Genomic DNA, 13,220 nt, shown 5'->3' with positions numbered 1-13,220 from the left:
GGCGGGGAGCAGGGGATGAGCATGACTCACCGGCTCCCGGCGTCCCTCCCATTCGCCTACACATCATCCGAAGGAGTGATCACCGCGTGAGCACCCCCTATCCGTTCACAGCCGTCGTCGGCCAGGACGACCTGCGTCTGGCGCTGCTTCTCAATGCTGTGAGCCCAGCCGTCGGTGGCGTCCTCGTGCGTGGTGAGAAGGGGACCGCGAAGAGCACTGCCGTGCGCGCTCTTGCGGCGCTGCTGCCGGAGGTGGGTGTCGTATCCGGGTGCCGGTTCTCCTGCGACCCGGTCGCCCCCGACCCGACCTGTCCCGACGCCCCGCACGAGCCGGGCGCTGCCACGTCGCGGCCCGCCCGCATGGTCGAACTGCCCGTCGGCGCCTCCGAGGACCGGCTCATCGGGGCGCTGGACATCGAGCGAGCCCTTTCCGAAGGCGTCAAAGCATTCGAACCCGGCCTCCTGGCCGCCGCGAACCGGGGCATCCTCTACGTCGATGAAGTCAACCTGCTTCATGACCACCTCATTGACGTTCTGTTGGACGCCGCCGCCATGGGCGCCTCGTACGTCGAGCGTGAGGGCGTCTCCGTGCGGCACGCCGCACGGTTCCTGCTCGTCGGGACCATGAACCCTGAGGAAGGCGAATTGCGTCCCCAATTGTTGGACCGCTTCGGCCTCACGGTCGAGGTCGCAGCCTCCCGCGCTCCCGAGCAGCGCGTCGAGGTCGTCAAGCGACGTCTGTCCTATGAGGACAAACCCGAGGAGTTCGCAGCGCGGTGGGCCGAGGAGGAGGCCGCCGTACGGGTGCGGATCGTGGCGGCGCGGAAACTGTTGCCGTCGGTGCGGCTCGGGGACGGGGCGCTGCGGCAGATCGCGGCGACGTGCGCCGCTTTCGAGGTGGACGGCATGCGGGCCGACATCGTGATGGCGCGTACTGCGACGGTGCTGGCCGCCTGGGCGGGGAGGAGCGACGTGCTCGCCGAGGACGTACGGCAGGCGGCGCTGCTCGCTCTACCGCATCGCAGGCGGCGTTCGCCTTTCGACGCGCCGGGACTCGACGAGGACAAGCTCGACGAGACGCTGGAGGAGTACGGGGGCGACGACGACCCCGACCCGGACCCGGGCGGGCCCGACGGGGGTGGCGGGCAGCCGCCCGCGGAGGGTCCGGAGAGCGGTGGTGACGCGGGGGCGCCGGCCCAGGCCGAGGAGTCCGGGGAGCCGCAGCCCGCCGGGGCCGGTTCGGGTGAGCGGTCGCCCGTGGGTGCCGCCGAGCCGTTCCGTGCCAAGGTGCTGAGCGTGCCCGGTATCGGCGAGGGTGCCGCCGGGCGGCGGTCGCGGGCGCGGACCGAGCACGGGCGGACCACGGGGGCGCGGCGGCCCGACGGCACGCTGACCAAGCTGCATCTGTCCGCCACCGTGCGTGCGGCGGCTCCGCACCAGCGGGCGCGGGGACGCTCCGGGCCGGGGCTGGTGGTGCGGCGGGACGATCTGCGGCAGGCCACGCGCGAGGGGCGCGAGGCGAACCTCGTGCTGTTCGTCGTCGACGCCTCCGGGTCCATGGCCGCGCGGCAGCGGATGAGTGCCGTGAAGGGTGCCGTGCTGTCCCTGCTGCTCGACGCCTATCAGCGGCGGGACAAGGTGGGCCTGGTGACCTTCCGGGGGTCGTCGGCCGAGGTGGCGCTGCCGCCCACGTCGTCGGTGGACGCCGCGGCGGTGCGTCTGGAGTCGCTGCCGACCGGGGGGCGGACCCCGCTGGCGGCGGGGCTGCTCAGGGCGCACGACGTGCTCCGGGTGGAGCGGCTGCGCGATCCCGCGCGGCGGGCGCTCGTCGTCGTGGTGACGGACGGGCGGGCCACCGGGGGTCCGGAGCCGGTGGCGATGGCCTCGCGTGCGGCGCGGCTGATCGCCGCCGAGGGGGTCGCCTCCGTGGTCGTGGACTGCGAGTCGGGGCCGGTGCGGCTGGGGCTCGCCGGGCGGCTGGCCGGTGAGCTGGGCGGCAGTGCCGTGACGCTGGACGAGCTGCGGGCGGACAGCATCGCCGGGCTGGTGAAGGACGTACAGAGGAGGGCCGCGTAGTGCCGAAGGGACAGCCGAGTGTCGTACCGGACGACGGGCTGACGACCCGGCAGCGGCGTAACCGTCCGCTGGTGGTCGTGCACACGGGGATCGGCAAGGGGAAGTCGACCGCCGCGTTCGGGCTCGCCCTGCGGGCCTGGAACCAGGGGTGGCCGATCGGGGTGTTCCAGTTCGTCAAGTCGGCCAAGTGGAAGGTCGGCGAGGAGAACGCGCTGCGGGTGCTCGGTGCCTCCGGCGAGGGCGGGACCGTCGACTGGCACAAGATGGGTGAGGGCTGGTCGTGGGTGCAGCGGGACGCCCAGATGGACAACGAGGAGAAGGCCCGCGAGGGCTGGGAGCAGGTCAAGCGGGACCTCGCCGCCGAGACGTACCGGCTGTACGTGCTCGACGAGTTCGCCTATCCGATGCACTGGGGGTGGGTGGACACCGACGAGGTCGTGTCCGTGCTGCGGGAGCGGCCGGGGACGCAGCATGTCGTGATCACGGGGCGCAACGCGCCGGAGAAGCTCGTCGGGTTCGCCGATCTCGTCACCGACATGTCCAAGGTGAAGCACCCCATGGACGTCGGGCAGAAGGGTCAGAGGGGCATCGAGTGGTGAGCTCCGTCCCGCGGTTGGTGATCGCCGCGCCCGCGTCGGGGAGCGGCAAGACCACCGTCGCCACGGGGTTGATGGCCGCGCTGTCCGCGCGGGGGTTGGCCGTGTCTCCGCACAAGGTGGGGCCCGACTACATCGATCCCGGGTACCACTCGCTGGCCACCGGGCGGGTGGGGCGGAACCTCGACGCGTATCTGTGCGGCCCTGAGCTGATGGCTCCGCTGTTCGCGCACGGGGCGGACGGGTGTGACATCGCCGTGGTCGAGGGCGTGATGGGGCTGTTCGACGGGGCGGCGGGGGAAGGCGAGCTGGCGTCCACCGCGCAGGTGGCGAAGCTGCTGCGGGCGCCGGTGGTGCTGGTCGTGGACGCGTCGTCGCAGGCGCGGTCGGTGGCGGCGCTGGTGCACGGGTTCGTGAGCTGGGATCCGGAGGTGCGGGTCGGGGGCGTGATCCTGAACAAGGTTGCCTCGGACCGGCACGAGGGGTTGTTGCGGGAGGCGTTGGACTCCGTCGGGGTGCCGGTGATGGGGGTGCTGCGGCGGGCCGCGCAGGTGGAGACGCCGGCTCGGCATTTGGGGCTGGTACCGGTGGCTGAGCGGGGTGCCGTGGCGGTCGAGGCTGTTGCGGCGATGGGGGCGCGGGTGGGCGAGGGGTGTGATCTGTCGGCGTTGGTGGCGTTGGCGCGGGGGGCGGGGCCGTTGGTGGGGGCGGCGTGGGATGCGGGGGAGGCTCTGGTTTCTTCGCCCCCGCCGCCCCTTCCCGTCCCAACCCCGGGGGCTTCGCCCCCGGACCCCCGTCGGCCCTTCGGGCCTCGTCCTCAAACTCCCCCAGAGGGGGTACCCCCGGACGGGCTGGATTGTGCCGGGCGGGCCGTAAGGGTTGCCGTCGCGGGTGGGAACGCCTTCACGTTCTCGTACGCCGAGCATGCCGAGTTGCTGTCCGCTGCCGGGGCGGAGGTCGTTGTCTTCGATCCTCTGCGGGACGAGGAACTGCCCGAGGGGACGGCCGGGGTCGTCATCGGGGGCGGGTTTCCCGAGGTGTACGCCTCCGAGCTGGCCGCCAACGTGTCGTTGCGCAAGGCCGTTGCCGGGCTGGCGTCGAGCGGGGCTCCCGTCGCGGCCGAGTGTGCGGGACTGCTGTATCTGTGCCGGGAGTTGGACGGGCTGCCGATGTGCGGGGTGCTGGACGCCTCCGCGCGGATGTCGGAGCGGCTGACGCTCGGGTACCGGGACGCCGTGGCGGTGAGCGACAGTGCGCTGGCCGACGCGGGGACGCGGATGCGGGGGCACGAGTTCCACCGGACCGTCGTGGAGCCGGGCGCCGGGGCGGCTCCCGCGTGGGGGATGCGGACGCCCGAGCGGCGTGTCGAGGGATTCGTACAGCGCGGTGTGCACGCGAGTTATCTGCACACGCACTGGGCGTCCGAGCCCGGTGTCGCCCGTCGGTTCGTGGAGAGGTGCCGGACGTCATGAGCAGCAGGCTGATCGGGGTCGGTGTGGGGCCCGGGGATCCGGAGCTGGTGACCGTCAAGGGGGTCAACGCGCTGCGGGCCGCCGATGTCGTGGTCGTCCCCGTGATGGACACGGGCGAACGCGGGCGGGCCGAGGCGACCGTGCTGCACTACGTGCCCGCCGGGAAGGTGGTCCGGGTGGTGTTCGCGCTGAACGAGCGGACCGACCGGGCGCGGCGCGAGGCGGCCTGGGATGCCGCCGGTGAGCGCGTCGCCGGGTTGTTGCGGGAGTACGGCGCCGTGGCGTTCGCGACCATCGGGGATCCCAATGTGTACTCGACGTTCACCTATCTCGCGCAGACGGTGGTGGAGTCGGTGCCGGACGCGGTCGTGGAGACGGTGCCGGGGATCACCGCCATGCAGGATCTCGCGGCGCGTTCCGGGGCCGTGCTGACCGAGGGGACCGAGCCGCTCACGCTGGTGCCGGTGACCGCCGGTGCCGCGGTGCTGAAGGATGCCCTGGCCGGGCCCGGGACCGTCGTCGCGTACAAGTTCGGGCGGCAGGCCGGTGCGGTCGCCGAGGCGCTGCGGGAGACCGGGCGGCTCGGGGACGCGGTGTGGGGGTCGGCGCTGGGGCTGCCGGAGGAGTCGGTGCGGCCGGCCGCCGAGCTGGACGGGGCGCCGCTGCCGTATCTGTCGACGCTCATCGCGCCGCCCCGGCGTGACGGCGGCCGGGGCGGCAAGCTGTGAGGCGGGCCGGGGCGCGCTCAGTGCGCGGCGCCCACCACCAGCCAGATGAACAGCGCGCCCGCGACCGTGCACAGCACGGTGGTGCGGGCCGGGTGTTCGTGGTGGGCCTCGGGCAGGATCTCGGCGGCCGCGAGGTAGAGCAGCGCGCCGCCGAAGAGGGCGAGATAGCCGCCGAGCAGGGGCTCGGGAAGGGTGAAGAACAGCGTGGAGGCTGCTCCGACGACCGGTGCCGCCGCGTCCGCGCACAGCATCATCAGGGCGCGGCGGCGGGCGTTGCCGTAGGCGTGGGTGAGCGTGTACGTGTTGAAGCCGTCGGCGAAGTCGTGTGCGATCACGGCGACCGCCACGGCGGCGCCCATGCCCCCGTCGACCTGGAAGGCGGCGCCGATGGCCACGCCGTCCATGGCGCTGTGGCCGACCATCGCGGCGGCGGCCGTGAGGCCCACCTGGGGCGTGCGGCCGTTGTTCTCCCCGGCCCCGTGGGCGGCCTGCCGGTGCGCCAGCAGGCGTTCCACCAGGTGGGCGAGGAGGAAGCCCGCGACGAACAGCAGCAGGGCCGCGGGGACGCCGTGCACCTCGGTGCCCGCCGCTTCCAGGGACTCCGGGAGGAGTTCCAGGCCCACGACGCCCAGCATCAGCCCGCCGGCCAGGCCCAGCACCAGATGGCGGCGGTCGGTCACGCGGTGTGCCGACCAGCCGCCGGCCAGCGTCATCAGGAACGCGCCGAGCGCGACGAGGACCGCCATGTGCTCTTCGTATCCGATCCCCGGCCGGTCGCGCACGCGTGACAGCCGCTCACCGCCCACCGACTTCGACCGCTCGCAGGAGAGGAACCGTTTCCATGGCCGACGCCCCCACCGGCAAGGTGACCTTCGTCGGGGCCGGCCCCGGCGCCGCCGATCTGCTGACGTTCCGGGCCGCCCGCGCCATCGCCGACGCCGATGTGGTCATCTGGGCCGCCAGCCTGGTGCAGGAGGAGGTCCTCGAGCACGCGCGGGAGGGCGCGGAGATCCTCGACTCGGCGGCGATGTCCCTGGAGGACGTGGTGGCCGTCTACCGCAGGGCCCGGGAGGAGGGGCTGAAGGTCGCCCGCATCCACTCCGGGGACCCCGCGCTGTGGGGCGGGACGCAGGAGCAGATCGACCGGTGCGCGGAGCTCGGCATCGCGACCGAGATCGTGCCCGGGGTGTCGTCCTTCTCGGCCGTCGCGGCGCTCGCCGGGCGAGAGCTGACCATTCCGGAGGTGGCGCAGTCCGTCGTGCTGACCCGGCTCGGCGGCGGCAAGACGCCGATGCCGCCCGGTGAGGAGGTCCGCGAGTTCGCGCGGCACGGCACCACCATGGCGGTCTTCCTGTCGGCCGCCCGCAGCGGTCAGCTGGTGCGGGAGCTGCTGGAGGGCGGCTATCCGACGGGCACGCCGGTCGTCGTCGCGTACCAGGCGACCTGGCCGGAGGAGCTGATCGTGAAGTGCACGATCGGCACGCTGGAGGAGACGGTCAAGGAGCACAAGCTGTGGAAGCACACGCTGTTCCTGGTCGGCCCGGCGCTCGACGCGCACGGCACCCGCTCGCACCTGTACCACCCGGGTCACTTCCACGGTTTCCGCAAGGCCGATCCGCGGGCCCGCCGGGCGCTGCGGGAACGGGGGGCGAGCACGTGATCACCGTCGTCGGTGTGGGGGCCGGCGCGCCGGCCGCTGCCGACGTGGCGGCCGGGGCGGAACTGGTGGTCGGCGGGCGGCGGCATCTGGAGGCGGTGCGGCTGCCCGAGGGGGCCGAGCGGGTGGTGCTCGGGCCGCTGGCGCCCGCGCTGGACGCCGTGGCGAAGTACGTGGCCGAGGAGCGGCCGGTGGTGGTGCTGGCGTCGGGGGACCCCGGGTTCTTCGGGATCGTGCGGGCGCTGGCCGAGCGGTTCGGTCCCGAGCGGCTGGATGTGCGGCCCGGTGTCCCGTCGGTGGCCGCCGCGTTCGCACGGATCGGGCTGCCGTGGGACGACGCCGTGGTGGTCAGCGCGCACGGCCGGGACCCGCGGACGGCGGTGCACCTGTGCCGGGCCCGGCCGAAGGTGGCGGTGCTGACCGGGCCGGGGGCCGGTCCGGCGGAGCTGGGGGCGGCGCTGCGGGACCATGCGCGGGTGCTGGTGGTGGCCTCGGCGCTCGGCAGCGCGCGGGAGCGGGTGGAGCGGGTGACGCCCGCCGAGGCCGCGGACCGGGACTGGGGCACGGCGGTGAACGTCGTGCTGTGCCTGGACGAGGCGCGGGCGCTCGGGCCGGTGCGTACGGTCGCGGGGCTGCCGGAGGGGCCCGCCGGATGGGCGCTGGAGGAGGCCGCGTTCACCCACCGCGACTCCATGATCACCAAGTTCGAGGTGCGGGCGCTGGCGCTGGCCCGGCTCGGGCCGCGCCCCGGTGAGCTGGTGTGGGACGTCGGCGCGGGGTCGGGGTCCGTCGCCGTGGAGTGTGCCCGGCTCGGGGCGGCCGTGACCGCCGTGGAGAAGACCCCGGACGGGGTGGCACGGGTCCGCGCCAACGCCGCCGCGCACGGCGTCGACGTGCGGGTCGTGCACGGGACGGCGCCCGCGGCGCTGGCCGGCCTGGAGGCCGATCCCGACGCGGTGTTCGTCGGCGGGGGCGGGCGGGAGCTGCCCGCCGTCGTCACGGCGTGCGCGCGGCGGGCCCGGCGGACGGTGGTGGTCGCGCTGGCCGCCCTGGACCGCGTGCCGGGCGTGCGCGGGGCGCTGACCGGCGCCGGGTTCGACTGCGACGGGGTGCTGTTGCAGTCGTCGCGGCTGGCGCCACTGCCCGGGGACGTGACCCGGCTGGCGGCGGCCAATCCCGTTTTCCTGCTGTGGGGCGTCAGGCCGCACGGCCGTAGCGAAGGAGTCGGACAGTGATCGGCCTCATCTCCGCCACCGCGGCGGGAGCAGCGGCGCGGGACCGGCTGGCCGCCGCGTGGCCGGACCGTACGCGCGTGTACGAGGGTCCCGTGCCGGACGCCGTACGGGCCGCGTTCGCCGAGTGCGAGCAGCTCGTGTGCTTCCTCGCCACGGGTGCCGTGGTGCGGCTGGTGGCACCGCTGCTGGCCGGCAAGGCGAGCGATCCGGGCGTGGTCTGTGTCGACGAGGGCGGACGGTTCGCGGTGTCGCTGCTGGGCGGGCACGGCGGCGGGGCGAACGGACTCGCCCGCGCGGTCGGCGAGGTGCTGGGCGCCGAGCCGGTGGTGACGACCGCGACCGACGCGGCCGGGCTGCCGGGTCTGGACACCCTGGGCCTGCCGGTGGAGGGGAACGTCGCCGCCGTGTCGCGGGCGCTGCTGGACGGCGAGGCGGTGGCGCTGCGCTCGGAGGTGGCCTGGCCGCTGCCGCCGCTGCCGGTCGCGGACGCGGGGGCGTACACGGTCCGGGTGACGGACCGGCTGGTCGAGCCGGGCGAGCGGGAGGCCGTGCTGCGGCCGCCGACCCTCGTCGTCGGCGTCGGCGCCTCGAAGGGCGCCCCCGTCGCGGAGGTGCTCGGCCTGGTCGAGGACGCGCTGCGCGAGGCCGGGCTGTCGGCGGCGTCGGTCGCCGAACTGGCCACCGTGGACGCCAAGGCCGGGGAGGAGGGCATCGTGGCGGCGGCCCGGCGGCTCGGGGTCCCCCTGGTGACGTACGGCGCCGAGGAGCTGGCGCGGATCGACGTGCCCAACCCCTCCGACGCCCCGCTGGCCGCCGTCGGCACCCCGTCGGTCGCGGAGGCCGCCGCGCTGGCGGGCGGGGGCGAACTCCTCGTGCCCAAGCGGAAGTCGGCGGCCCGCCCGGCGATGGCGACCTGTGCGGTCGTACGGCGTCCGGGGCGGGGGCGGCTGGCGGTGGTGGGTCTGGGGCCCGGTGCCCGGGACCTGCTCACCCCGCGGGCGCGGGACGAACTGCGCCGTGCCTCCGTCCTGGTCGGCCTCGACCAGTACGTCGACCAGATCCGCGATCTGCTGCGGCCCGGCACCCGGGTGCTGGAGTCGGGGCTCGGCGCGGAGGAGGAGCGGGCCCGCACAGCCGTGGCGCAGGCCCGGCGCGGGCGGGCGGTCGCGCTGATCGGCAGCGGGGACGCGGGCGTGTACGCCATGGCGTCCCCGGCGCTCGCGGAGGCGTCGGACGACATCGACGTGGTCGGGGTGCCCGGGGTGACGGCGGCGCTGGCGGCCGGGGCGGTGCTGGGGGCGCCGCTCGGCCACGACCACGTGTCGATCAGCCTGTCCGATCTGCACACGCCGTGGGAGGTCATCGAGCGGCGGGTGCGGGCGGCGGCCGAGGCGGACCTGGTGGTGACGTTCTACAACCCGCGCAGCCGGGGCCGTGACTGGCAGTTGCCGAAGGCCCTCGGCATCCTCGCCGAGCACCGGGCGCCGGCGACGCCGGTCGGGGTCGTGCGCAAAGCGTCCCGCGCGGACGAGTCGAGCCGGCTGACCACACTGGCCGCCGTCGATCCCGCGACGGTCGACATGATGACCGTGGTGACCGTGGGCAACACGGCGACCCGGGAGATCGCGGGCCGCATGGTCACCCCGCGCGGCTACCGCTGGCAGGAGGAGGCCCGGTGAACCGCGTGGTGCACCCCATCGAGCAGGAGTCCTTCCGGCGGCTGCGCGCCCGGCTGGACACCTCGCGCTTCCCGCCGCTGACCCGGGCGGTGGTGGAACGGGTGATCCACTCCGCCGCCGACCTGGAGTACGCCTCCGACCTCGTCATGGACGAGGCGGACCTGGCGGCGGCCCACGCGGCGCTGCACGCCGGGGCGCCGGTCGTGGTGGACGTGGAGATGGTCGCGGCGGGGATCACCCGCCGGGAGACCGTGTGCCGGCTGAAGGACGCCGTCGCCGGTCCGGGGCTGACGCGTTCGGCGCACGCCGTGCGGCTCGCGTACGAGGAGGTCGGTCCGGGGGCGCTGTGGGTGATCGGCTGCGCGCCGACCGCCCTGGAGGAACTGCTGGCCCTGGACGCCTCCCCCGCCCTCGTCATCGGTCTGCCCGTCGGATTCGTCGGCGCCGCCGAGTCCAAGGCCGCACTGCGGGAGAGCGGACTGCCCGCCGTGAGCAACGTGTCCGAGAAGGGCGGGTCCGCGGTCGCCGCGGCCGCGCTCAACGCCCTGCTGTACCACCCGATCCCAGCCGAGGAGACCCTGTGACCACCCCGCCCGCCCTGCTCATCGCCGGACACGGCACCCGGGACGACGCCGGAGCGGAGGCGTTCCGCGCCTTCGTGCGGGAACTGGGGCGCCGCCACCCCGAACTGCCCGTCGCGGGCGGCTTCATCGAGCTCTCCCCGCCGCCGCTCGGCGAGGCCGTCGGCGAGCTGGCCGGACGGGGGGTGCGGCGGTTCGCCGCCGTCCCGCTGATGCTGGTGTCCGCCGGGCACGCCAAGGGGGACATCCCGGCGGCGCTGGCCCGGGAGAAGGAACGCCACCCGGGGATCTCGTACACCTACGGCCGTCCGCTGGGCCCGCACCCGGCGCTGCTGCGCGTGCTGGAGCGGCGGCTGGCGGAGGCGGTCGACCCGTCCTGGGATCCGGCCGGGGTGACCGTGCTGCTGGTGGGGCGCGGGTCGACGGACCCGGACGCCAACGCCGAGGTGTGCAAGGCGGCACGGCTGCTGTGGGAGGGCCGCGGCTACGCGGGCGTGGAGACGGCGTTCGTGTCGCTGGCGGCGCCGGACGTGCCGGCGGGGCTGGACCGCTGTGCCCGGCTGGGGGCGCGCCGGGTCGTGGTCCTGCCGTACTTCCTGTTCACCGGGATCCTGCCGGACCGGGTGCGGCGGCAGACGCAGGAGTGGGCGGCGGCGCACCCGGAGACGGAGGTGCGGTCGGCGGACGTGATCGGTCCGGAGCCGGAGCTGCTGGACCTGGTGATGGAGCGGTACGAGGAGGCGGTGAAGGGGGACCTCCGGATGAACTGCGACTCGTGCGTGTACCGGATCGCGCTGCCGGGCTTCGAGGACAAGGTGGGGCTGCCGCAGCAGCCGCACTTCCATCCGGACGACGACGGGCACCATCACCACGGCCCGCACGGACACGGGCACGGTCACACGCACTCCCACAGCCATGCCCACTGAACCGGCGTCCGGTCACGACCTGCGCCATCACGGCGACGCCGAGGTCCGCGACGACGACGGCGGCGCGCTGGTCGACCTCGCGGTCAACGTCCGCGCGGACACTCCCCCGGCGTGGCTGCGGGAGCACATCGCCGGGTCGCTGGCGGGGCTGGCCGCCTACCCGGACGGGCGGGCCGCGCGGGCGGCGGTGGCGGAGCGGCACGGGCTGCCCGTGGAGCGGGTGCTGCTGACGGCGGGCGCGGCGGAGGCGTTCGTGCTGCTGGCGAGGGCGCTTGAGGTGCGCCGGCCGGTGGTGGTGCATCCGCAGTTCACCGAGCCGGAGGCGGCGCTGCGGGACGCCGGGCACACGGTGGACCGGGTGCTGCTGCGGGAGGCGGACGGTTTCCGCCTGGACCCGGCGGCAGTGCCGAAGGACGCGGACCTGGTGGTGGTCGGCAACCCGACGAACCCGACGTCCGTGCTCCACCCGGCCGCCGCCGTCGCCCGGCTGGCCCGTCCGGGGCGGACGCTGGTGGTGGACGAGGCGTTCATGGACGCGGTGCCGGGTGAGCGCGAGGCGCTGGCCGGCCGTACGGACGTGCCCGGTCTGGTCGTGCTGCGCAGCCTGACCAAGACGTGGGGGCTGGCGGGGCTGCGGATCGGCTACGTTCTCGCGGCTGCGGAGGTGGTCGCGGCGCTGGAGTGCGCCCAGCCGCTGTGGCCGGTGTCCACTCCGGCGCTGGCGGCGGCGGAGGCGTGCGTGTCGCCTGCGGCGCTCGCGGAGGCGGAGGAGGCGGCCCGCGTCGTCGCGACGCACCGCGCCCACCTGGTCGCGGGCCTGCGGGAGTTCGCGTCCCACGGTCTACGGGTGATGGGACCGGCGGAGGCTCCCTTCGTCCTGGTACGCGTCCCGGCCGCGGCGGGCGTGCGGCGGCGGTTGCGCGCCCTCGGCTACGCGACGCGCCGGGGCGACACGTTCCCGGGCCTCGACGGGAACTGGCTGCGCGTGGCGGTGCGGGACCGGGGGACGACGGACGGGTTCCTGGCGGCCCTGGGCCGGTCGCTGGACCGGGGTTGAATCGCCCCCGCCGCCCCTTCCCGTTCCCGTCCCCCCGGGGGCGCTGCCCCCGGACCCCCGCTCCTCAAACGCCGGAGGGGCTGAATCTCAGCCCCTCCGGGGGAGTTTGAGGACGAGGCCCGGAGGGCCGATGGGGGTCTGGGGCGCAGCCCCCAGGGACGGGAAGGGGCGGCGGGGGCGAGGAAACCCCTAGTGCCCCGACAGGCAACGTTCGCCCCGTCGCGACGCCAAACGTTGCCTGCCGCGGCACTAGTTGCCGCGCGTCCGGCGGGTCAGGGCGACCGCTGCCCCGCCCGCCGCCAGCAGGGCGACCGCACCGCCCGCGATGTACGGCGTCATCGCGTCCCCACCCGTCTCCGCCAGGTTCGTCTCCTCGGCAGCCCGAGCCGCCTGCGGCCGGACGCCGGCGGAATCCTCCACGCCCTCAGCCGCAGCCGCAGCGGCAGCCGCGGCCGGGACAGAACACTTCGCCTCCGCCAGCGTCAGCGTGCCCTCCACCTCCGCCACATTCAGCTTCAACGGATCGACGGCCACGTCGACCCGCAGCGCCGTCGCCGCGGCCGTCGTCGACGTCGTCGAGGTCTTCGACAGGTCCAGCCGGACCGACCCGACCCCCGGCACCTTCACCTCCGTGGGCCCACCGGAGGTCAGCGAGACCCGCTTGCCGAGGACCGTCGCCGAGGCGGGCAGTGTCACGGAGGCGTGCGGAGTCCTCCCCGCCTCGCAGACGGCCTTGGAGGCGACCGTCTCCAGTTCGACGACCGACAGCAGCGGCAGTCCGGGGACGTGGAGCCGCGCCTTGGCGAGGGTGGTCGACGCCTCGGCACGGTCGCCGTCCACCGTCGCGCCGGCGTCGGCCACCTCCGCTCTGAGCACGCTGAAGGGCTTGCCGCCGTCGACGCCGTCCAGGCCGGCGGTGAGGGCGGTCCGGTTCGCGGTGCCCGCGCCCCCCGGTGCCCGCACCTCGTTGAGGGAGACGGCGAGCGGGGCGTGGACGGTCTTGTTGAGCAGGGAGACGTCGAGCCCGGTGCGCAGCACGGCGGCGCTCGCGCTGCCCTGGTCCTCGGTGGCGTGCGCGGAGCCCGCGCCGGCCAGGGCGGCGGGTCCCGCGGCGAGGGCCGTGGCCGCGGCGACGACGGCCCAACGGCGTGCGGACAGGCGGGCGTTGATGATGTTCAAGGTAGTGGGACCCCCATGAGACATGACTGGGACCC

Annotated in this window: 12 protein-coding genes; 10 read left to right on the top strand and 2 right to left on the bottom strand. The window is 75.0% G+C overall.

Going from position 1 to position 13,220, the window contains the following annotated elements:
* Window positions 1–86: 86 nt before the first annotated feature.
* Genes AC5L3C_RS29590 through cobI form a run of 4 tightly spaced genes read left to right on the top strand, consistent with a single transcriptional unit; the run spans window position 87 to window position 4,871 of the window.
* On the top strand, window positions 87–2,075 hold the full coding sequence (locus AC5L3C_RS29590) for a putative cobaltochelatase (RefSeq protein ID WP_493652002.1): 1,989 nt from the start codon (window positions 87–89) through the stop codon (window positions 2,073–2,075).
* On the top strand, window positions 2,075–2,674 hold the full coding sequence (gene cobO, locus AC5L3C_RS29585) for a cob(I)yrinic acid a,c-diamide adenosyltransferase (protein WP_493652000.1): 600 nt from the start codon (window positions 2,075–2,077) through the stop codon (window positions 2,672–2,674). Before AC5L3C_RS29590 ends, cobO begins: the two co-directional genes overlap by 1 nt.
* Window positions 2,668–4,143: a cobyrinic acid a,c-diamide synthase CobB gene (locus tag AC5L3C_RS29580; RefSeq protein WP_493651998.1), complete on the top strand. Its 1,476-nt coding sequence runs from the start codon at window positions 2,668–2,670 to the stop codon at window positions 4,141–4,143. Before cobO ends, AC5L3C_RS29580 begins: the two co-directional genes overlap by 7 nt.
* Window positions 4,140–4,871: a precorrin-2 C(20)-methyltransferase gene (gene cobI / locus AC5L3C_RS29575; protein ID WP_493651997.1), complete on the top strand. Its 732-nt coding sequence runs from the start codon at window positions 4,140–4,142 to the stop codon at window positions 4,869–4,871. The genes AC5L3C_RS29580 and cobI overlap by 4 nt, the downstream gene beginning before the upstream one ends.
* A 17-nt stretch (window positions 4,872–4,888) precedes the next feature.
* Here cobI and AC5L3C_RS29570 read toward each other — a convergent pair whose 3' ends face one another.
* Window positions 4,889–5,617 carry a ZIP family metal transporter gene (locus tag AC5L3C_RS29570; RefSeq protein ID WP_125507523.1) on the bottom strand — a complete coding sequence of 243 codons (729 nt, stop codon included), beginning with the start codon at window positions 5,615–5,617 and terminating at the stop codon, window positions 4,889–4,891.
* A 95-nt stretch (window positions 5,618–5,712) separates the two neighbouring features.
* Between AC5L3C_RS29570 and cobM the strand changes: the two genes are divergently transcribed.
* The 6 genes from cobM to cobC are packed head-to-tail and all read left to right on the top strand — an operon-like array spanning window position 5,713 to window position 12,006.
* Window positions 5,713–6,531, top strand: a complete 819-nt coding sequence (gene cobM / locus AC5L3C_RS29565; RefSeq protein ID WP_125507521.1) for a precorrin-4 C(11)-methyltransferase — start codon at window positions 5,713–5,715, stop codon at window positions 6,529–6,531.
* Window positions 6,528–7,763 carry a precorrin-6y C5,15-methyltransferase (decarboxylating) subunit CbiE gene (gene cbiE, locus AC5L3C_RS29560; RefSeq protein WP_493651994.1) on the top strand — a complete coding sequence of 412 codons (1,236 nt, stop codon included), beginning with the start codon at window positions 6,528–6,530 and terminating at the stop codon, window positions 7,761–7,763. The genes cobM and cbiE overlap by 4 nt, the downstream gene beginning before the upstream one ends.
* Window positions 7,760–9,442 (top strand): precorrin-3B C(17)-methyltransferase, encoded by a 1,683-nt coding sequence (gene cobJ / locus AC5L3C_RS29555; protein ID WP_493651992.1) that lies wholly within the window; start codon window positions 7,760–7,762, stop codon window positions 9,440–9,442. Before cbiE ends, cobJ begins: the two co-directional genes overlap by 4 nt.
* Window positions 9,439–10,026 carry a precorrin-8X methylmutase gene (locus tag AC5L3C_RS29550; RefSeq protein WP_493651990.1) on the top strand — a complete coding sequence of 196 codons (588 nt, stop codon included), beginning with the start codon at window positions 9,439–9,441 and terminating at the stop codon, window positions 10,024–10,026. The genes cobJ and AC5L3C_RS29550 overlap by 4 nt, the downstream gene beginning before the upstream one ends.
* Complete coding sequence (locus tag AC5L3C_RS29545; protein WP_493651988.1) at window positions 10,023–10,949, top strand: sirohydrochlorin chelatase; 927 nt, start codon at window positions 10,023–10,025, stop codon at window positions 10,947–10,949. Before AC5L3C_RS29550 ends, AC5L3C_RS29545 begins: the two co-directional genes overlap by 4 nt.
* A complete protein-coding gene (cobC, locus tag AC5L3C_RS29540) occupies window positions 10,939–12,006 on the top strand; it encodes an Rv2231c family histidinol phosphate aminotransferase CobC (RefSeq protein ID WP_493651987.1) in 1,068 nt (355 codons plus the stop codon). Before AC5L3C_RS29545 ends, cobC begins: the two co-directional genes overlap by 11 nt.
* Window positions 12,007–12,255: 249 nt before the next feature.
* Here the strand turns inward: cobC and AC5L3C_RS29535 are convergent, their stop codons facing one another.
* A complete protein-coding gene (locus AC5L3C_RS29535) occupies window positions 12,256–13,185 on the bottom strand; it encodes an SCO1860 family LAETG-anchored protein (protein WP_493651985.1) in 930 nt (309 codons plus the stop codon).
* Window positions 13,186–13,220: the final 35 nt, after the last annotated feature.

This window comes from Streptomyces speibonae, from assembly GCF_984686075.1.
Note: the sequence above shows the minus strand (reverse complement) of the source record. Positions and strands in the feature narration are given on the sequence as shown.